The organism is Streptomyces sp. NRRL F-525 (assembly GCF_000716605.1).
Classification (GTDB): domain Bacteria; phylum Actinomycetota; class Actinomycetes; order Streptomycetales; family Streptomycetaceae; genus Streptomyces.
This window is the reverse complement of the sequence record NZ_JNXE01000042.1, coordinates 58,760-77,098: the sequence shown is the minus strand read 5'-3', so window position 1 is coordinate 77,098 and position 18,339 is coordinate 58,760. Positions and strand designations below refer to the sequence as shown.

At 71.3% G+C, this 18,339-nt stretch carries 17 protein-coding genes; 5 read left to right on the top strand and 12 right to left on the bottom strand.

What is annotated here, in order from left to right; genetic code table 11:
• Positions 1–56: 56 nt before the first annotated feature.
• From obgE to OO69_RS40280, 7 genes are all read right to left on the bottom strand, one after another.
• A complete protein-coding gene (obgE, locus tag OO69_RS40310; RefSeq protein WP_033285909.1) occupies positions 57–1,493 on the bottom strand; it encodes a GTPase ObgE in 1,437 nt (478 codons plus the stop codon).
• Between the two features lie 146 nt (positions 1,494–1,639).
• The gene (gene rpmA, locus OO69_RS40305; RefSeq protein ID WP_019063244.1) at positions 1,640–1,894 is read right to left on the bottom strand and encodes a 50S ribosomal protein L27; all 255 of its coding nucleotides are present in this window, start codon (positions 1,892–1,894) and stop codon (positions 1,640–1,642) included.
• Positions 1,895–1,908: 14 nt separating this feature from the next.
• Positions 1,909–2,229 carry a 50S ribosomal protein L21 gene (rplU, locus tag OO69_RS40300; protein WP_006374708.1) on the bottom strand — a complete coding sequence of 107 codons (321 nt, stop codon included), beginning with the start codon at positions 2,227–2,229 and terminating at the stop codon, positions 1,909–1,911.
• Between the two features lie 230 nt (positions 2,230–2,459).
• Positions 2,460–6,455 carry an Rne/Rng family ribonuclease gene (locus OO69_RS40295; protein ID WP_033285908.1) on the bottom strand — a complete coding sequence of 1,332 codons (3,996 nt, stop codon included), beginning with the start codon at positions 6,453–6,455 and terminating at the stop codon, positions 2,460–2,462.
• 263 nt (positions 6,456–6,718) lie between these two features.
• Complete coding sequence (locus OO69_RS40290; protein ID WP_033285907.1) at positions 6,719–7,486, bottom strand: TIGR03936 family radical SAM-associated protein; 768 nt, start codon at positions 7,484–7,486, stop codon at positions 6,719–6,721.
• Between the two features lie 46 nt (positions 7,487–7,532).
• On the bottom strand, positions 7,533–8,612 hold the full coding sequence (locus OO69_RS40285) for a hypothetical protein (RefSeq protein WP_033285906.1): 1,080 nt from the start codon (positions 8,610–8,612) through the stop codon (positions 7,533–7,535).
• Positions 8,613–8,627: 15 nt separating this feature from the next.
• Positions 8,628–9,161, bottom strand: a complete 534-nt coding sequence (locus tag OO69_RS40280) for a GNAT family N-acetyltransferase (RefSeq protein ID WP_033285905.1) — start codon at positions 9,159–9,161, stop codon at positions 8,628–8,630.
• Between the two features lie 57 nt (positions 9,162–9,218).
• Here OO69_RS40280 and OO69_RS52200 point away from each other — a divergent pair, with 57 nt between their 5' ends.
• Complete coding sequence (locus tag OO69_RS52200) at positions 9,219–9,410, top strand: hypothetical protein (RefSeq protein ID WP_033285904.1); 192 nt, start codon at positions 9,219–9,221, stop codon at positions 9,408–9,410.
• 116 nt (positions 9,411–9,526) lie between these two features.
• On the opposite strand, the gene OO69_RS40270 is transcribed toward OO69_RS52200, so the two are convergent.
• Positions 9,527–10,135, bottom strand: a complete 609-nt coding sequence (locus tag OO69_RS40270; protein WP_033285990.1) for a TetR/AcrR family transcriptional regulator — start codon at positions 10,133–10,135, stop codon at positions 9,527–9,529.
• A 138-nt stretch (positions 10,136–10,273) separates the two neighbouring features.
• Between OO69_RS40270 and OO69_RS40265 the strand changes: the two genes are divergently transcribed.
• Entirely contained in the window at positions 10,274–10,816 is a 543-nt protein-coding gene (locus tag OO69_RS40265; protein ID WP_033285903.1) for a cysteine hydrolase family protein, read from the top strand.
• Positions 10,817–10,825: 9 nt separating this feature from the next.
• On the opposite strand, the gene OO69_RS40260 is transcribed toward OO69_RS40265, so the two are convergent.
• Complete coding sequence (locus OO69_RS40260; protein WP_033285902.1) at positions 10,826–11,560, bottom strand: SDR family oxidoreductase; 735 nt, start codon at positions 11,558–11,560, stop codon at positions 10,826–10,828.
• A 174-nt stretch (positions 11,561–11,734) separates the two neighbouring features.
• Here OO69_RS40260 and OO69_RS40255 point away from each other — a divergent pair, with 174 nt between their 5' ends.
• Positions 11,735–12,583, top strand: coding sequence for a helix-turn-helix domain-containing protein (locus tag OO69_RS40255; RefSeq protein ID WP_033285989.1), 849 nt, complete (start codon positions 11,735–11,737; stop codon positions 12,581–12,583).
• Between the two features lie 5 nt (positions 12,584–12,588).
• On the opposite strand, the gene OO69_RS40250 is transcribed toward OO69_RS40255, so the two are convergent.
• The gene (locus tag OO69_RS40250) at positions 12,589–13,326 is read right to left on the bottom strand and encodes an SDR family oxidoreductase (protein WP_033285901.1); all 738 of its coding nucleotides are present in this window, start codon (positions 13,324–13,326) and stop codon (positions 12,589–12,591) included.
• A 156-nt stretch (positions 13,327–13,482) separates the two neighbouring features.
• Between OO69_RS40250 and OO69_RS40245 the strand changes: the two genes are divergently transcribed.
• On the top strand, positions 13,483–13,953 hold the full coding sequence (locus OO69_RS40245; RefSeq protein ID WP_033285900.1) for an RrF2 family transcriptional regulator: 471 nt from the start codon (positions 13,483–13,485) through the stop codon (positions 13,951–13,953).
• Positions 13,954–14,028: 75 nt separating this feature from the next.
• Positions 14,029–14,724, top strand: coding sequence for a DUF899 domain-containing protein (locus tag OO69_RS40240; protein WP_033285899.1), 696 nt, complete (start codon positions 14,029–14,031; stop codon positions 14,722–14,724).
• A gap of 13 nt (positions 14,725–14,737) precedes the next feature.
• Here OO69_RS40240 and OO69_RS40235 read toward each other — a convergent pair whose 3' ends face one another.
• On the bottom strand, positions 14,738–16,705 hold the full coding sequence (locus tag OO69_RS40235) for a TIGR03960 family B12-binding radical SAM protein (RefSeq protein WP_033285898.1): 1,968 nt from the start codon (positions 16,703–16,705) through the stop codon (positions 14,738–14,740).
• An 86-nt stretch (positions 16,706–16,791) separates the two neighbouring features.
• Complete coding sequence (locus tag OO69_RS40230) at positions 16,792–18,315, bottom strand: CYTH and CHAD domain-containing protein (RefSeq protein WP_033285897.1); 1,524 nt, start codon at positions 18,313–18,315, stop codon at positions 16,792–16,794.
• Between the last annotated feature and the right edge of the window lie 24 nt (positions 18,316–18,339).

Genomic DNA, 18,339 nt, shown 5'->3' with positions numbered 1-18,339 from the left:
TGATCTTCACGCCTGACGGACGATCACCGGCCCGGAAGAGGCGCCGGACAGGTCGATCAGAACGGCTTGAAGTCGTTGAACTCCTGGGTCGCCTCGTCCCGCTCGGCCTGGTTGTCGCGGCGGCGCTGTGCCGCCGGGCGCGGGGCCTCGAAGCGGTGGTCCTCGCCGCGGCGGCCGAGCATCTCCGCGCCGGCCATCACCGTCGGCTCCCAGTCGAAGACGACCGCGTTGTCCTCGGGGCCGATCGCGACGCCGTCGCCGGAGCGGGCGCCCGCCTTCATCAGGGACTGCTCGACGCCGAGGCGGTTGAGGCGGTCGGCGAGGTAGCCGACGGCCTCGTCGTTGCTGAAGTCGGTCTGGCGGACCCAGCGTTCGGGCTTCTCACCGCGCACGCGGAAGAGGCCGTCCTCCTCCTGTACGACGGTGAAGCCGCTGTCGTCGACCGCCTTCGGGCGGATGACGATCCGGGTCGCCTCCTCCTGCGGCTTCGCGGCGCGCGAGGCGGCGATCAACTCCGCGAGCGCGAAGGAGAGTTCACGCAGTCCCGTGTGCGCGACCGCCGACACCTCGAAGACACGGTAGCCGCGCGCCTCCAGGTCGGGGCGCACCATCTCGGCCAGGTCCTTGCCGTCCGGTACGTCGATCTTGTTCAGGACGACCATGCGCGGACGCCGGTCGAGGCCGCCGTACTGCTTCAGCTCCTCCTCGATCATGTCGAGGTCGGAGATCGGGTCGCGCTCGGACTCCAGCGTCGCGGTGTCCAGGATGTGCACGAGGACGCTGCACCGCTCGACGTGGCGCAGGAACTCCAGGCCGAGACCCTTGCCCTGGCTCGCGCCGGGGATGAGGCCGGGCACGTCGGCGATCGTGTAGACCGTCTCGCCGGCCGTCACCACGCCGAGGTTCGGAACCAGGGTCGTGAAGGGGTAGTCGGCGATCTTGGGCTTGGCCGCGCTCAGCACGGAGATCAGCGAGGACTTGCCGGCGCTCGGGTAGCCGACCAGCGCCACGTCGGCGACCGTCTTCAACTCCAGGACGATGTCCCGGAGGTCACCGGGGACGCCGAGGAGCGCGAAGCCGGGGGCCTTGCGGCGGGCCGAGGCCAGCGCCGCGTTGCCGAGACCGCCCCGGCCGCCCTGCGCGGCGATGTACGACGTGCCGTGGCCGACGAGGTCGGCGAGGACATTGCCCGCGCCGTCCATCACGACCGTGCCGTCCGGCACCGGCAGGACCAGGTCCGTGCCGTCCTTGCCGGAGCGGTTGCCGCCCTCGCCGGGCTTGCCGTTGGTGGCCTTGCGGTGCGGGGAGTGGTGGTAGTCGAGCAGCGTGGTCACGGACTGGTCGACGATGAGGATGACATCCCCACCCCTTCCGCCGTTGCCGCCGTCCGGGCCGCCGAGCGGCTTGAACTTCTCACGGTGGACGGAGGCACAGCCGTGGCCTCCGTTACCCGCGGCGACATGCAGCTCGACGCGGTCCACGAAGGTGGTCATGGGATGTGCCTCCAGTTACGTACAACAGTGTTTCTAGGTCAACACGCGAAAGGCGGACCCGCTTCCCGGAAGGGAAGTGAGGTCCGCCTCGCGAAAGCTTCCGATCAGTTGCCTGAATCAGTTGCCTGAATCAGCTACCTGATGTGTCAGGCGACCGGAACGATGTTCACGACCTTGCGGCCACGGTGCGTACCGAACTCCACCGCACCGGCGTTCAGCGCGAACAGCGTGTCGTCGCCGCCACGGCCGACGCCCGAACCGGGGTGGAAGTGGGTGCCGCGCTGGCGGACCAGGATCTCACCAGCGTTGACGACCTGACCGCCGAAGCGCTTCACGCCGAGCCGCTGGGCATTGGAGTCGCGACCGTTCCGGGTGGACGATGCGCCCTTCTTGTGTGCCATCTCTCCTCAGTCCCTTACTTCGCAGCCGCGGGGATCTCAGTGACCTTGATCGCCGTGTACTGCTGGCGGTGGCCCTGACGACGGCGGTAACCGGTCTTGTTCTTGTACCGAAGGATGTCGATCTTGACGCCCTTGTGGTGGTCCACGATCTCGGCCTGGACCTTGATGCCGGCCAGCACCCACGGGTCGCTGGTCACAGCGTCGCCGTCGACAACGAGCAGGGTCGAGAGCTCGACCGTGTCGCCAACCTTGGCAGTGGAAATCTTGTCAACCTCAACGATGTCGCCGACAGCAACCTTGTGCTGGCGACCACCGCTGCGCACGATGGCGTACACGCGGATCTCACTCTCTAGCTCAGGGACGGCACCCCCGCAGTCCAGCCGCCCTGCGGAGCAGACGGCCTCTCCCGGCGGAACACGCCCGGGAGGAAGAGGTTTACGGGGATGTGGCGTGTCACCAGTGGACACGCCGACAGTCAAGGTTACGGGGCCGCAGCCGAACGGGTCAAACCGGGCCCCTGCGGGTGTGCGACCGATCACATGGACCGGCCGCACACCCCCTGGGTTCAGCCCTCGTCGGTGGAGGCGGTAACGGAGGACGGGCTCGTCTGCTCCGCCGCCGCGGTCTTCTTCGACGTGGTCTTGGCGGCCTTCTTGGCCGTCGTCTTCTTCGCGGCCGTCTTCTTGGCCGCGGTCTTGGTGGCCGCCGTCTTCTTGGCGACCGCCTTCTTCGCCGGGGCCTTCTTGGCGGCCTTGCGCGCGGCCGTCTTCTTGGCCGGAGCGTCCGCCTCGGCCTCAGCGACCGGCGCTTCCTCCACCACGGCCGACGGTACGACCGTCACGGCCGCCTCCTCGGACGCGGTGGGCGCGGTCGCCTTGCGCACGGCACGACGCCGCGGGCGGGCCGGAGCCGCGCTCTCGGCGGGCGCCTCGGGCTGCTCGACGGGCGCGGGCGCCTCGACGACGACCGGCGCGGCGGCCTCGGTGACCGTCACGACGGCGGCCTCCTCGGACCCGGCCGGCGAACCGGCGGGCGCGGTCGCCTTACGGGTCGCACGCCGACGCGTACGGCCCTTGGGCGCTGCATCGTCGACAACGGGAGCCTCGTCGACCACAGGGGCTTCGACAGTGACCGGAGCCTCGACAACCGGGTCCTCAACGGCGACGGGCTCGGCCTGCGCGACAGCGGCCGGCTCGGCCTCCTCACGCACCTCGCGCGACTGCCGCTCGCCCCGCGGCGCACCGGCCGGAGCCGACGCCCGCCGGCTCGTCCGGCGCCGCGAACGCCCACCACGGGTGGCCGCGGCCTCCGCCTCGGCGGCGCTGCTGTACAGGTCCTCGTCGGGCCGGAACTCGGGCTCCGCGAACGGAACCGGCGTGGCGACCTCGGCGGCGACCTCCGCCTCGGTCTCGACCTCGTCGTCGGCCACATCGTGCTCGTGGTCGTGCTCGTGCGTGTCGTGGACGTCCTGCCCGGTCCCGTCACCGCCGCGCCCGCGCCGCTTGCGCTTGCCGCCGCCACCGACCGAGGTCGGCTGCTCCATGTGCACGATGACACCGCGGCCGTTGCAGTGGACGCAGGTCTCGGAGAAGGACTCCAGCAGGCCCTGTCCGACGCGCTTGCGGGTCATCTGGACCAGGCCCAGCGAGGTGACCTCGGCGACCTGGTGCTTCGTACGGTCGCGTCCCAGGCACTCCAGGAGCCGCCGCAGGACCAGGTCCCGGTTGGACTCCAGGACCATGTCGATGAAGTCGATGACGACGATGCCGCCCAGGTCGCGCAGCCGCAGCTGGCGCACGATCTCCTCGGCCGCCTCCAGGTTGTTCCTGGTCACGGTCTCTTCGAGGTTGCCGCCCTGACCGGTGAACTTGCCGGTGTTGACGTCGATCACGATCATCGCTTCGGTCTTGTCGATGACCAGCGAACCGCCGCTGGGCAGCCAGACCTTGCGGTCCAGCGCCTTCATCAGCTGCTCGTCGATGCGGTACGTCGCGAAGACGTCGACCTCGGAGGTCCAGCGGGAGAGCCGGTCGGCGAGGTCGGGGGCGACGTGCGCCACGTAGCCGTGGATGGTGTCCCACGCCTCGTCACCGCTGACGATGACCTTGGTGAAGTCCTCGTTGAAGATGTCGCGCACGACCCGGACGGTCATGTCCGGCTCGCCGTAGAGCAGGGTCGGCGCGTTCGAGCCGCCACCGCTCTTCGCCTTCTTCTGGATGTCCTCCCACTGCGCCTGCAGCCGCTCGACGTCGCGGCGCAGCTCGTCCTCGCTCGCGCCCTCGGCGGCGGTGCGCACGATGACGCCCGCGTCCTCGGGGACGATCTTCTTGAGGATGGTCTTCAGCCGGGCCCGCTCGGTGTCGGGCAGCTTGCGGCTGATGCCGGTCATGGAGCCCTCGGGGACGTACACGAGGTAGCGACCGGGGAGGGAGACCTGGCTGGTGAGGCGAGCACCCTTGTGTCCGATCGGGTCCTTCGTGACCTGCACGAGGACCGACTGACCGGACTTCAGGGCGGACTCGATGCGGCGCGGCCCGTTGGCCATGCCGAGCGCCTCGAAGTTGACCTCACCGGCGTACAGGACGGCGTTGCGCCCCTTGCCGATGTCGATGAACGCGGCCTCCATGGAGGGCAGCACGTTCTGGACCTTGCCCAGGTAGACGTTGCCGACGTACGAGGTCGACTGCTCCTTGTTGACGTAGTGCTCGACGAGCACGCCGTCCTCCAGGACGCCGATCTGCGTGCGCTCACCGCTCTGCCGGACGACCATCACACGCTCGACGGCCTCGCGGCGGGCCAGGAACTCCGCCTCGGTGATGATCGGGACGCGCCGGCGCCCCTGCTCGCGGCCTTCACGGCGGCGCTGCTTCTTGGCCTCGAGACGCGTGGAGCCCTTGATGGACTGCACCTCGTCACTGGGGTGGTCGTCCTTCTTGGCGCGCGGCTCGCGGACCTTGACGACGGTGCGCTCGGGGTCGTCCGCCGACGCGGGCGCCTCGCTCTCGCCGCCCGAGTCACCGGCGCGACGACGCCGACGGCGCCGGCGACGGCTGCTGCTGGACCCGGAACCGCCCTGGTCGTCGTCCGCCTCCTCGGCGTCCTCCTCGACCTGCTCGGCGGTGTCCTCGGCATCCTGGGCGACCTGCTCGGCGGCGTACTCCTCGCCGTCCTCGCCCTCGTCCTCACCGGTGGCGGACTCGCCACGGCGACGACGCCGGCCACCACGCCGCCGGCGGCGGCGCGAACCGGTCTCCTCGGCCTCGTCACCGTCGGCGGAGTCCTCGGCCTCGTCGGCCTCTTCGGGCTCCTCCTCCACGACGACGGCCTCGACGACAGCGGGCGCCTCGGGCTCGGCCTCGAAGGCGGCACCGCGACGACGACGCCGACGACGCCCGCCGGTCTCCTCCTCGACAACCTCCGCCACGACGGGCTCCGCTACGACGACGACTTCTTCCTCGTCGTCCTCCACGGCCTCGGCGGCAGCGGCCGCGGCGGCGCGCTCCGGGGTCTGGAACATCGGCTCGGTGAAGACGGGCGCCTGGAACACGGCCACAGCGGGCCGCCTCGGGCGACGCGGACCGTCCTCCTCCTCGGCAGCGTTCCCGTTCTTGGGCGCGGGCGCGGAGAACCCGCCGGCGGCGGTCCGCACGGCCCGGCGCCGACGACGCGGCCCGGAGTCCTCGGCGGGAGCCTCGGCAGGGGTGTTCGTCTCCGCGGTGTCCGCGGTGGTCTCGTCGTTCACAGGGGCCTCCTCGCCCACGGGCGTCCCGGCAGGCGCGGACACACGGCGCGTGGCGCGACGACGGCTCCGACGCGGCCCGGCATCCTCATCGGACGCGGCAGCGGCGGAACCTTCGGTCACTTCTTCGGTCACTGAGGTCACGGCGGCGGCTTCGACGCTCTCGGCCGCCTCGGGCGCACCGGCGGGTGCCGACACCTTCCGGGTGGCACGCCGACGCGTACGCCCGGCGGGCGCGGCAGCCTCTTCCTCCACGACAGCCTCTACGGCGGCGGGCGCCTCGGCGGCGACAGGCGCGGCCTCGGGCTCCTCCACGGGCTCGGCCACGGCAGCCGGGGCAACGGTCTCGGGCGCGGTCACCCGGCGCGTGGCCCGACGGCGGGTGCGCTTGGGAGCGGCGTCCTCATCGGACACGACGTCCGGCGCGGCCTCCTCCACGGCGGCGGGCGCGGCGGCGGCAACGGCCGGCACCACGATCTCGGCCGCCTCGGGCACCGCACTCGCCTCGGGCGCACCGGCGGGCGCGGACACCCGCCGGGTGGCACGCCGACGCGGCCGCCCGGCAGGCGCGGCCTCGTCCGCCACAGGCCCCACAGGCGCCTCTACGGCAGCGGGTGCCCCGACACTCTCGTCGGCCCCGCTCTTCTCTTCCGCCTCGCTCACCTCGGCCGGTATGGCCGGAGCGCTGTTTTCGACCGCGCCCTCGGCGCCGGTCGGCGGTCCCGCTGGGCGAGACGCGGCGCGGCGCCTACGGCGCGGCGGCAACGTGTCGCTCGGGGTGTTCAGTTCGGAACCCTCTGCGGGTTCGGTCGGTTCGAGCATGCGGGCGTTTCTCCCGTCAGGCTCCCGGGCGCCGCGCCTGGTCCGGCAGGGATGCCGGTGACGTCCGCGGCTCGCGCGTTGCGCGGTGCCGCCGTCCGGGGCGCGGGCGCCGCACGGGAGCTCTCTGTGTCCTGTCTCGCCGGTTCCGTACGCCCAGATGCGGACGGCCTGGCGAAAGTCTTGTGGTCGGTGCGCTGCCCGACCCAGGTGGCTCCCGAGTCCGAGGGCGGCGCTACGACATCGGTCCCTACGCGGAACCTTCCCTACGCCGGCGCCTTCGCGGCGGCAGCTTCGGCGACCGTGGAATTTCCGGTCACTGCTGCCTCGCGGTCGGGCGCGAGCGGGTCGGTCACCGTGCCGGTCTCTTCATCGAACAGCCCCTGCGCCAGCCTGGTCACCGCTGCGGCGACCGGCGGCGCCAGGTCGGCCACGGCGCGAAGACCGGACAGGACGTCGTCGGGTCGAACGGCAGGCGTCACGTGCCGAACAACCAGCCGCAGTATCGCACAGGCCTGGTCGGTAGGCCTATCAGCCTGTGGACCGACCGTCTCGAGATGCGCTACGGCGGGGCGGGCGTCGAACGTCCGCATGCCGTTCTTGGCCATGCGCTGGACCTCGACGCTCTCGGCCGCGTTGAACGCGGCCACCGCGCGCTCGGCGTCCTCGGGCGCCACCCCGTCGAGCCGCAGCTCCCACACGGAAGCCGTGAGCCGGTCGGCGAGCCCGGAGGTCCGGGCCTCGACCGCGTCGATGATGTCGAGGCCCACGGGCATCGACTCGTCGAGCAGCTCGCGCAGCGTGCCGGGGTCGCGCTCTGCGGTGAGCGCGATCTCCAGGTATTCCGCCTCACTGCCCGTGCCGGTGGGTGCGGCATTGGCGTACGACACCTTCGGATGCGGCGTGAACCCCGCCGAGTACGCCATCGGCACCTCGGCGCGGCGCAGCGCACGCTCGAAGGCGCGCTGGAAGTCTCGGTGGCTGGTGAACCGGAGGCGGCCGCGCTTGGTGTAGCGCAGTCGGATGCGCTGCACCGCGGGTGCGGGCGGCGGGCCTTCGGGCTGTCGCTTGCCCAGTGTCCTAGTCCTTCGTGAGAACGGTCGTGCTTCTACCAAGAGTACGTGTCTCGTCGCCCATCGGTTCCCGTCGCTCCACCGGCTCCGGCTGCCGCGGCTCGCCGAAAACCATCCGCCGGAAGTCGGCACGGGCCTGCCGGGCGGACTCGCGCGCGGCGGTCAGCACCTGCCGGGTGACCCGTCCCACAGCGCGCGCGGCCTCGGCGGCGGGCCGCAGCACCAGGTCCCGTACGACGTGTCCGACCGGGGTGAGGACCGTCCGGTACACCCAGCTCACGGGCTCGACGAAGATCCACCGGAAGAGGGTCCCGAGGACCCGCCCCACGGCGAGCGAGATGTGCCCGGCGATCCGCCAGGCGTGCCCGAGGGCGTCCCACACCTCCCGCCCGACGACGGCGAGCACGCGCCCGACGGGTGTCAGCACCCAGCGCCAGAGGCCGATCGCGGGCAGCACGAGCAGAATCCGGGCGGTCCAGTACAGGACGACACCGATCCCGGTACCGACCGCCCGCACCAACCACATGAACCCCCGCCCGCACCAGGCGATCGAGCGCCCGACCGGCGCGAGGACCCAGGCGTACAGCCACCCGGCGGGCACGACGAACAGATACCGCCCGAGCCAGGCCACGCCGGCGGCCACCCCGTTCACCACCCACGCGCACGCGTGCCCGACGGGAGTGAGCACGCGCGCGTAGACCCACACCAGCCCGCTCCCGAGTTGCCGGGCGATCCAGGCGAGGCCGTGCCCGACCGGGGTGAACACGTACCGGTACAGCCAGACGAGCGGCACGACGACAAGGAGGTTGGTGAGCCGGCCGAGCGCCTTGGCGAGGGGCACGACGACGTACCGCCACAGCGCCACCCACGGCCACACGAACACCGCGCGTGCCACCGGCCGCAGCACGCTCCGGTACAGGAACCGCCCACTGACCACCAGCCCGTCCCACACCAGCCGCACCGGCACAACGAGCACGAGCACGACGATCCGCACCGGGACGCGGATGGCGACGGCGAGACACCCCTCGGGCGACGACTGCGGCGACGGCCGTACGGGCGGCTTCTCGAATTTTCTGGGGGCGTCCATACCGGGCAAGACGCCTCAGCTCCCCGTCCGGATCCAGTACCGCAATTTCCCGTCCCGCTCGTCCTCGAACTTCCCGCCACCGGCCTCGATCACCTTGCGGGACGCGGTGTTGGCGGCATCACAGGTCACGAGGACCGGATCCAGGCCGAGCGCATGAGCGTACGGCAGCACGTCACGGAGCATCGCGGTCGCGTGCCCCCGGCGCCGGGCGCCCGGCCGGACGCCGTAGCCGATGTGGCCGCCGTAGTCGAGGAGCCACTGGGTGAGGCGGTGCCGTATCTGGATGCGGCCGAGGTAGGTGTCGCCGTCGACGTACCAGTACCAGGTGCTGGGCACGAAACCCTCGGGCCGGCGCCCGTCCTCCGCCTCCTCCTCGCGCACCGACTCGACGTACCGCGCGAACCCCGCCGGCCGGCGCCAGGTGCTGCCGTGTTCCCGCAGTTCGCGCGCGAGGGTGCCGCCAAAGAAGTCGTCCTCGACGATGTGCTCGTACACGGCGTCCAGGAAGGAGACCCGCAACCGGGCGTCGGGCAGGATCAGTTCGGGCATCGGTCAAGGGTAGGGGTCGCTGCGGCAGACCCGGGTGGGCAGGAGCCGGGGCGAGGAGTGGACGGTGACGCGTTCGAGCCCGAGGTCCTGAGCGCGGGCCAGCACCGCCTCCACCAGCCGCCCGCCGACATCGCCGTCGCGCTCACCGGGGATGACGTACACGCACCGCAGATCACCGTCGCGTTCTCCACTGCCCAGTTGGCTGAGTACCGTGCGAACTCCTCGCAGGCGGTGGTGGGTTGGTGGTGACGGGTTGATCCCCGCCCTCAAGAATCCACCGCCACCGGAGCCCCGCGACGACGTCCAACTCGGCGGGTTCCGCGGGGCGGATCGTGATGTCGTCCACCCGTGCATTGTGCGGCAGTTCAGCGGTCGTCGGCAGGGGGCGCCAGCAGCGCGTCGACGATCTCCCGTAGCGGCGCGGCCAGTTGGGCGGCGGTCGCGTCGCGCAGGGGGCGCAGGCCTACGGCGGACCGTACGACGGCGACGCCGACGCCGAGCGCGACGAGGAGTTCGGCGCGCAGCAGGCGTTCGTCGTCCTCCCCCGCCGGGCCCTCGCCGGACGCTTCGAGGATCTGGCGGCTGAACTCGTCCAGGGCCTTGCGGCGCAGGGCGTCCACGCGTTCGTCGCCGGAGCCGCGCAGCAGCATCAGGACGGGGTGTTCGCCGAACTCCGGCCAGGCACCGGCGGACAGTTGGTGACTGAGCGCCTCGGCGAGACCGGCCCGGTCGTGCGGGAACTCCTCATCCCGGCCCAGGAAACGGGGAGTTGAGGCCAGCGCCGCCTTGAACAACCCCTCCTTCGAGTCGAAGTACCGCTTGATGAGCGCCAGGTTGACCCCGACGTCGGCGGCGACGTCCCGCAACGTCGTGCGGTCGTACCCGAGCCGGGTGAACCGGCTGCTCGCGGCCTCCAGCAGCGCCTGCCGGGTCGCCGCAGCGTCCCGCCGCCGGGGCTCGTCGGCCTCATTCACGTCACCCGCCACCACCGGCGACCTCCCTCGACCAGCTCAAGTAATCACTCGTTGACATGACTACAGGGCATGGCTACGTTAGGCAAGTAATCACCTGATGACTTAGCGACCGAGCGCTCAGCTCACGGAAGGACAGCCATGTCCGAAGCCCTCCTCGTCATGGACGTCCAGCGCGTGATCGTGGACCGTTACCCCGACCCGGACTACCTGCCGCGCCTGCGCAAGGCGATCGAGACGGCCCGTGCGAACGGCGTCCGCGTGATCTACGTGACCGTCGGCTTCCGCCCCGGCGCCCCGGAGATCAGCCCCCGCAACAAGCTGTTCGGCAGGCTCGCGGGCGTCACCCTGCCGGCGGCCGCCGCCCAGGCCAACGAGATCCACCCGGACGTGGCCCCCGGCCCCGACGACATCCTCGTCACCAAGCGCCGCGTCAGCGCGTTCGCGGGCAGCGACCTCGACCTGGTCCTGCGGGCCAACGACATCGACCACCTGGTCCTCACCGGCATCGCCACCAGCGGCGTCGTCCTGTCCACCCTCCGCCAGGCCGCCGACCTGGACTTCACCCTCACCGTCCTGTCCGACGCCTGCCTCGACAACGACCCGGAGGTCCACCGCGTCCTCACGGAGAAGGTGTTCCCGATGCAGGCCGAGGTGACGACGGTGGCGGACTGGGCGCCCTGAACCGGGACTTCAGCCCTGCGCCGTAGGCCTGACGACGATCTCGTTGACGTCGACCTCCGCGGGCTGGTTGACGGCGTAGACGATCGCCTCGCCGATCGCGGTGGCCGGGATCGCGATGCCCATCATGTCCTCGGCGACCGCGCGCATGCCCAAGTCGCCGATGCCGTCGGTCAGTTCGGTGCGGGTGAAGCCGGGGCTGATGACGGTGACGCGCAGGTCGCGGCTCTCCTGCCGCAGGCCTTCGGAGATGGCGCGGACCGCGTACTTGGTGGCGCAGTAGACGGCCGCGGTGGGGTCGACGCGGTGCCCGGCGACGGAGGCGACGTTCACGACGTGCCCCGCGCCCTGCTCGCGCATGACGGGCAGCACCGCGGCGATGCCGTGCAGCACACCGCGGATGTTCACGTCGATCATGCGGTTCCACTCGTCGACCCTCAGGGCGTCCAGCATCGCCAGGGGCATCACCCCCGCGTTGTTGACGAGCACGTCGACCCGGCCGTACGACTCCCGCGCGGCCCGGACGAAGTCCCGCACGCTCTCCAGGCTGGTCACGTCCAGCTCGCGGTGCTCGGCCGTGCCGCCGGCCGCCTGGATGTCCTTGGCCACGGCGGCCAGGCGGTCGGCGCGCCGGGCGCCGAGGAACACCCGGTGCCCCGCCGCGGCCAGCAGCCGGGCCGTGGCCTCGCCGATTCCGCTGCTCGCGCCGGTGATCAGGACGGCCTTGGACGGGACGGTGGTGGTCATGTGCAACCCCTTGGAGGAAAGCCGATCGCGCGGCGGTGGTCCACCGCGTCTTCCGTGCTGTCCGAGCATCGGCGGGATCGGCCCGATGAGGCAGGACGAGGCTTCCGGGGTGTGCCACACCCAGGAAGCGGGAGCGGGGTGGCGGGACCGCCGTAGGCTTTTGGAATGGACGGCATGGACGGTACGGACGGCTACGCGCTCGGTGACTTCCTGCGGGCGCGGCGGTCCCGGCTGACGCCCGCCGAGGTGGGCTTTCCCAGTTCCGGGGCGCGCCGGGTGGCCGGGCTGCGGCGCGAGGAGGTCGCCGTGCTGGCCGGGGTCAGCGCCGACTACTACGCCCGGCTGGAGCAGGGCCGCGAGCGCAGCCCGTCGGGCCAGGTGGTCGACGCCATCGCCCGCGCCCTGCGCCTCGACACGGACGCCCGCTGGCACGCGTACCGCCTGGCCGGCCTGGTCCCGAGGCCCGTCCCCGCCGAGCCGTCCGACGAGGTGGACCCGGCGCTGCTCCAGTTGATGCACGCGTTCCCGACGGCGGCGGCGTACGTCATCAACCGGCGCCTGGAGGTCCTCGCGTCGAACGCACTCGCCGACGCGCTCCTCGCACCCCTGGGCGACCGCCGCCGTATGGTCCGCTCACTGTTCCTGGACCCCGCGGCCCGGGACCTGTTCGCCGACTGGGAGCACGTGGCCCGCTGCTCCGCCGAGGCGCTCCGACTGGCCACGGGCCACGACCGGGACGACCGCGAACTCGGCTCGCTGATCGCCGAACTCCTCGGCGGGAGCGAGGAGTTCGCGACGTTCTGGCAGGACCACAGCGTCAGCCGTCCCGGCCGCCAGTCCAAGACCTTCAACAACCCGGACGTGGGCCGCATCACCCTCACGTACCAGACGTTCGACGTGCAGAGCGCCCCTGGCCAGTGCCTCCTGGTCGGCACGGCCGATCCGGACACGGAGGATGCGGCGGCACTGGCCCGGCTGGGGTCCCTGCACGCGGCCGGAACCCCCAAGGCACCCCTGCCGTAAGCGAGTTACCGCCCGGCGAGCCAGTCCGTGTAGTGGGTGGCGGTGACGCGGGCGCCGTCCGGAGCGGTGAGGACGTCACCGGGGGCGGCGGCGAACATGCCCGCGGCGTCATCGGTGACCACGGAACCCGCGCCGCCCTTGGCGGTCAGGGTGATCCGGCCGAGGTCGTCGAGGGGGTAGACGTCCGGGCCCGCGATGTTCAGGACGCCGTTCAGCGGGGCGCCCGCGGCGACCTCGGCGACGACGGCGGCGACCTCCGCGGCGGCGATCGGCTGGATCGGCGTACGCGGCAGCCGGACGGTGTCGCCCTCGGTGGTCATGGCGAGGGTCGCGTCCATGAACTCCATGAACTGCGCGGCGCGCACGATGGAGTACGGCACCGCCCCGTCCTTGAGGAGATCCTCCTGGAGGACCTTCGCCCGGTAGTAGTCCAGCCCCGGCACCTGGTCCACGCCGACGATGGACAGGATGACGAAGTGCCCGACCCCGCCCTTCTCGCTCGCGGCGAGCAGGTTGTCCATCGAGGTCTGGAAGAAGCCGATCGAGGCGTCGTCGAAGGTCGGTGAGTTCGTCAGATTGACGACGGCGTCGGCGCCCGCGACGGCCGCCTCCAGCCCCTCACCGCTGATGATGTCCACGCCGGTGGACTGCGAGTGCGGCACGGCCTGGTGCCCGGCCGCGTTCAGGTTCTTCACGACCTGCGACCCGATCAGCCCGGTTCCGCCGATGACTGCGATCTTCATGGCCTACGCCTTCCGTAGATGACTGACGTCCGATATGTACCGCCGTGCGATCACGACAGCACCCCGAGACCAAACCCGGACACTTTCTATCCGAGATACTACTCGGACAATACATATCCGAGTCAACGGGGGTCTGAGTAAAATGGCTGAGTGAAGATGTCCGGCGGAGTCGAGTGGGCCCTGCACTGCTGCGTTGTCCTGACCTCGACCCAGGCCCCGGTCCCGGCCGCCCGCCTGGCCGAGTTCCACGACGTGTCCCCGACCTACCTGGCCAAACAGCTCCAGGCCCTCTCCCGCTCCGGCCTGGTCCGTTCGGTCCAGGGCAAGTCCGGCGGCTACGTCCTGACCCGCTCCCCCGCGTCGATCACGGTCCTCGACGTCGTCGAGGCGATCGACGGCCCCGACCCGGCCTTCGTCTGCACGGAGATCCGCCAGCGCGGCCCGATGGCCACCCCGCCCGAGGCCTGCGCCACGCCGTGCGCGATCGCCCGCACGATGGCCGCGGCCGAGTCGGCCCGCCGCGAGGCCCTCCGCTCCGTCACGATCGCCGACCTGGCCCGCGACGTGGAATCGGACTCCGGGGACGGGACGCTGGCGGGGGTCGGTGTGTGGCTGACTTCCGACTGACCGATGAGTTCCGGAGCCGGGCGCGGTCTACCCCCGCACAAGGCACAGCCACGCCCACAAGCTCTGCGAGGGACCATGACCGCCGACGCGCTACCCCCCGTCGTTGACACCACGACGTGGGAGACCCAGCTCGCGACCCTCCGCGCCCGCGAAAAGGCCGCGACCCGGGAACTCGACGCCATCGCCGCCGAGCGGCGCCGCCTGCCGATGGTCGAGATGCCCGACTACACCCTCGACGGCGCGGACGGCCCGGTCCGCCTGGCCGAAGTCTTCGACGGCAAGCGGCAGTTGATCGTCTACAACCACATGTGGTTCGCCGGCAAGGAATGGCAGTGCCCGGGCTGCACCGGGTTCACCTCGCAGTACACGCGCCTGGAGTTCCTCGACAGCTACGACGCCCGGTTCGTCATCGTCACCCAGGGCCCGATCGACGAGGCCCTCGCCTACAAGGAGCGGGTCGGCAACCGCATGCCGTGGTACTCGACCGCGAACAGCTCCTTCGGCGCCGACGTCGGCGCCCCGCCCGACGGCGGCTTCGCGGTCAACGTGTTCCTGCGCGACGGCGACACCGTCTACCGCACCTGGCACACCAACGGCCGCGGCACCGAGCAGCTCAGCCACAGCTTCGCCCTGATCGACCTCCTCCCCTACGGCCGCCAGGAGGAATGGCAGGACTCACCCGAGGGCTGGCCCCAGTCACCCACGTACAGCCGGTGGGCGGGGTCCCAGGAGATCGCCGCGGCCTACGGCCCCTCGGACCCCGTCAGCTGACCGACACACCCGGTCAGTGCGTGTGCCCACTCCCCGCCGGCTGCTTCACCGTCAGCGGGAGCAGCTTCTTGCCCGTGGGGCCGATCTGGATCGACGTGTCCATCTGCGGGCACACCCCGCAGTCGAAGCACGGCGTCCACCGGCAGTCCTCGACCTCGGTCTCGTCGAGGGCGTCCTGCCAGTCCTCCCAGAGCCAGTCCTTGTCGAGGCCGGAGTCGAGGTGGTCCCAGGGGAGGACCTCCTCGTAGGTCTTCTCGCGGGTGGTGTACCAGTCGACGTCGACGCCGAAGGCGGGCAGCGTCTTCTCGGCGCAGCGCATCCAGCGGTCGTAGGAGAAGTGCTCGCGCCAGCCGTCGAAGCGGCCGCCGTCCTCGTAGACCGCGCGGATGACCGCGCCGATGCGGCGGTCGCCGCGCGACAGCAGGCCCTCGACGATGCCGGGCTTGCCGTCGTGGTAGCGGAAGCCGATCGAGCGGCCGTACTTCTTGTCGCCGCGGATCTTGTCGCGGAGCTTCGTGAGGCGGGCGTCCGTCTCCGCCGCCGAGAGCTGCGGGGCCCACTGGAACGGCGTGTGGGGCTTGGGGACGAAGCCGCCGATCGAGACCGTGCAGCGGATGTCGTTCTGGCCGGAGACCTTGCGGCCCTCGGCGATCACCTTCATCGCCATGTCGGCGATCTGCAGGACGTCCTCGTCGGTCTCCGTCGGCAGGCCGCACATGAAGTACAGCTTCACCTGGCGCCAGCCGTTGCCGTACGCCGTGGAGACCGTGCGGATGAGGTCTTCCTCCGACACCATCTTGTTGATGACCTTGCGGAGGCGTTCCGAACCGCCCTCGGGGGCGAAGGTGAGGCCCGATCGCCGTCCGTTGCGCGTCAGCTCGTTCGCCAGGTCCACGTTGAACGCGTCCACGCGGGTGGACGGGAGGGACAGGCCGACCTTGTCCTCCGTGTAGCGGTCCGCCAGGCCCTTCGCGATCTCGCCGATCTCCGAGTGGTCCGCCGAGGAGAGGGACAGCAGGCCGACCTCCTCGAAGCCCGTCGCCTTCAGGCCCTTCTCGACCATCTCGCCGATGCCCGTGATCGACCGCTCGCGCACCGGGCGCGTGATCATGCCCGCCTGGCAGAAGCGGCAGCCGCGCGTACAGCCGCGGAAGATCTCGACCGACATGCGCTCATGGACCGTCTCGGCGAGCGGGACCAACGGCTGCTTGGGGTACGGCCATTCGTCGAGGTCCATGACGGTGTGCTTCGACACCCGCCAGGGGACACCGCTCTTGTTCGGTACGACCCGCGCGATACGGGCGTCCGGCAGGTACTCGACGTCGTAGAAGGCCGGGATGTACACCGAACCCGTCTTCGCCAGGCGGAAGAGGACCTCCTCGCGGCCGCCGGGGCGGCCCTCCGCCTTCCAGGCTCGGATGATCTTCGTCATGTCGAGGACGGCCTGTTCGCCGTCGCCGATGATCACCGCGTCGATGAAGTCCGCGATCGGCTCGGGGTTGAAGGCCGCGTGGCCGCCCGCCAGCACGATCGGGTCGTCGAGCGTCCGGTCCTTCGACTCCAGCGGGATGCCCGCCAGGTCCAGGGCCGTGAGCATGTTCGTGTAGCCGAGCTCGGTGGAGAAGGAGAGGCCGAAGACGTCGAACGCGCCCACCGGGCGGTGGCTGTCGACCGTGAACTGCGGGACCTTGTGCTCCCGCATCAGCGCCTCCAGGTCCGGCCACACGCTGTACGTGCGCTCGGCGAGGACGCCCTCCTGCTCGTTCAGGACCTCGTAGAGGATCATGACGCCCTGGTTGGGCAGGCCGACCTCGTAGGCGTCCGGGTACATGAGCGCCCAGCGGACGTCGCACGACTCCCACGGCTTGACCGTGGAGTTGAGCTCGCCGCCGACGTACTGGATCGGCTTCTGTACCTGCGGGAGCAGGGCTTCGAGCTGCGGAAACACGGACTCTGCGGCCGCAGCGACTTCGGCAGGCATCTCGCGAACCTTCGTGAGCGGGACTGAACGGACGGGTGACCATCCAGACTAACGCGATCCCGGACCTCACCCGTACGCACCAGCGGTCACACCTGTGCGGACCCCTCGGCCACGATCGCCTTCCACGCCTCCGGCAACGCGGCCTCCACCCCGGCCGCTCGCTGCTCCTCGCGTCCGTAGAGCACCCCGTACGTGAACGAGCTCTCCCCCGCCGCGTGCGCCACCGCGGACAGCTCCCGCAGGGTCACCCGGACCATCACGCTGTCCTGGTGCTCACCGAGCAGGCTGGTCAGCGACTTCATGGACTTGGCGAGCGCGCGGGCCGGAGTGCCGAGAGCCGGTGTCGCCGCCTCCGCCGCGTACCGGGTGCGCTTGGCCTTCTTGCGGGCCTCGTGCAGGGCGAGGTCGCGGTCCGGGCCGGGCGGCGCCTCGATCGCCTCCTCGACGAGCGCGGAGACCTTTCCGAAGTCCTTGCGTACGGCCTTGCCGATCACCTTCTCCGGCTTGCCGGCCGCGTCCGGCAGCACGGGCGGTTCGGCGACCAGCGCGTCCAGGGTGTCGAGGAGGCCGAGATACCGCTCGGAGTCCAGGACGCCGATCAGCCGGCCGCGCGATCCGCCGCGCCGGGCGTTCGCCCAGGTGTCCAGGCGGGCGCGGATCGGGCCGGAGATCAGGGCGGGGGGCAGCTCGCCGAGGACCGTCGTCAGCCGCTCGGTCATGACCTCGCGGTCGCGGTCGACCCCCAACTCCCCCGCCAGCCACTTCAGTTCCTCGCCGACCGGGTCGGTGACCGTGCGGTCGAGAACCTTGCCGTACGAGCGGAACGTGCTGCGCAGCCGGCGGGTGGCGACGCGCATGCGGTGCACCGAGTCGTAGGCGTCCTGGCGTACGGCCGGGTCGAGTTCGAGGATCGCGTCGCGCTGGGCGCGGGCGTAGGCGAGGACGTGGTCGCCGGCGGTCGTGGGTTCCCCGGGGACGGGCGGCGCCTTGCGCTTCTTCTTCCCCGACCCCGGCGGGCGCGTCTCCGCCAGCGCCCGCGCCAGCTTGGAGGACGACGAGGACGGCCGTACCCCGGCCTTGCGCAGCCGCTTCTCCACCTTGTCGAGGAACACCGGGTCGCCGTCGTCGGCGAGTTCGACCTCGATCTCGGTCCACTGGGCGGTGCCGCCGCCCTCGGTGAGGCGCTCCGCGTGCACGGCGTCCACGCTGACCTCGGCGAGGAGCTTGCCCTGGGCGTCCACGAGGTGGCGTACGTCGCGGTCGGAGCGCAGGCGGACGGCGGGCGCCAGCTCGGCCTCGCGGACGCGGGAGCGGACCAGCGCGGCGAGGGTGTCCGGCACGGTGTCGGAGAGCGGTTCCCGGATCTCGTCGCGGACACCGGGCGCGACCGGCACCTTCAGGTGCCAGCCCGCGTCGTCTCCGCCGGTGCGGCGGCGCAGGGTGAGGGAGGCGGCGGCGAGGCGCTCGTCGGCCGTGTCGTAGTAGACGGCGTCGAGACTCACGACGCCCTTGTCGATCACGGACACCACCCCGGCGACGCCGGTCAGGTCGGGCAGACCGCTGTCGTCGGACTCGTACTTACGCTCGATCTCGCGCTTTGTGTCCGCCATGCACCGAATCTAGTTGTTGACGAG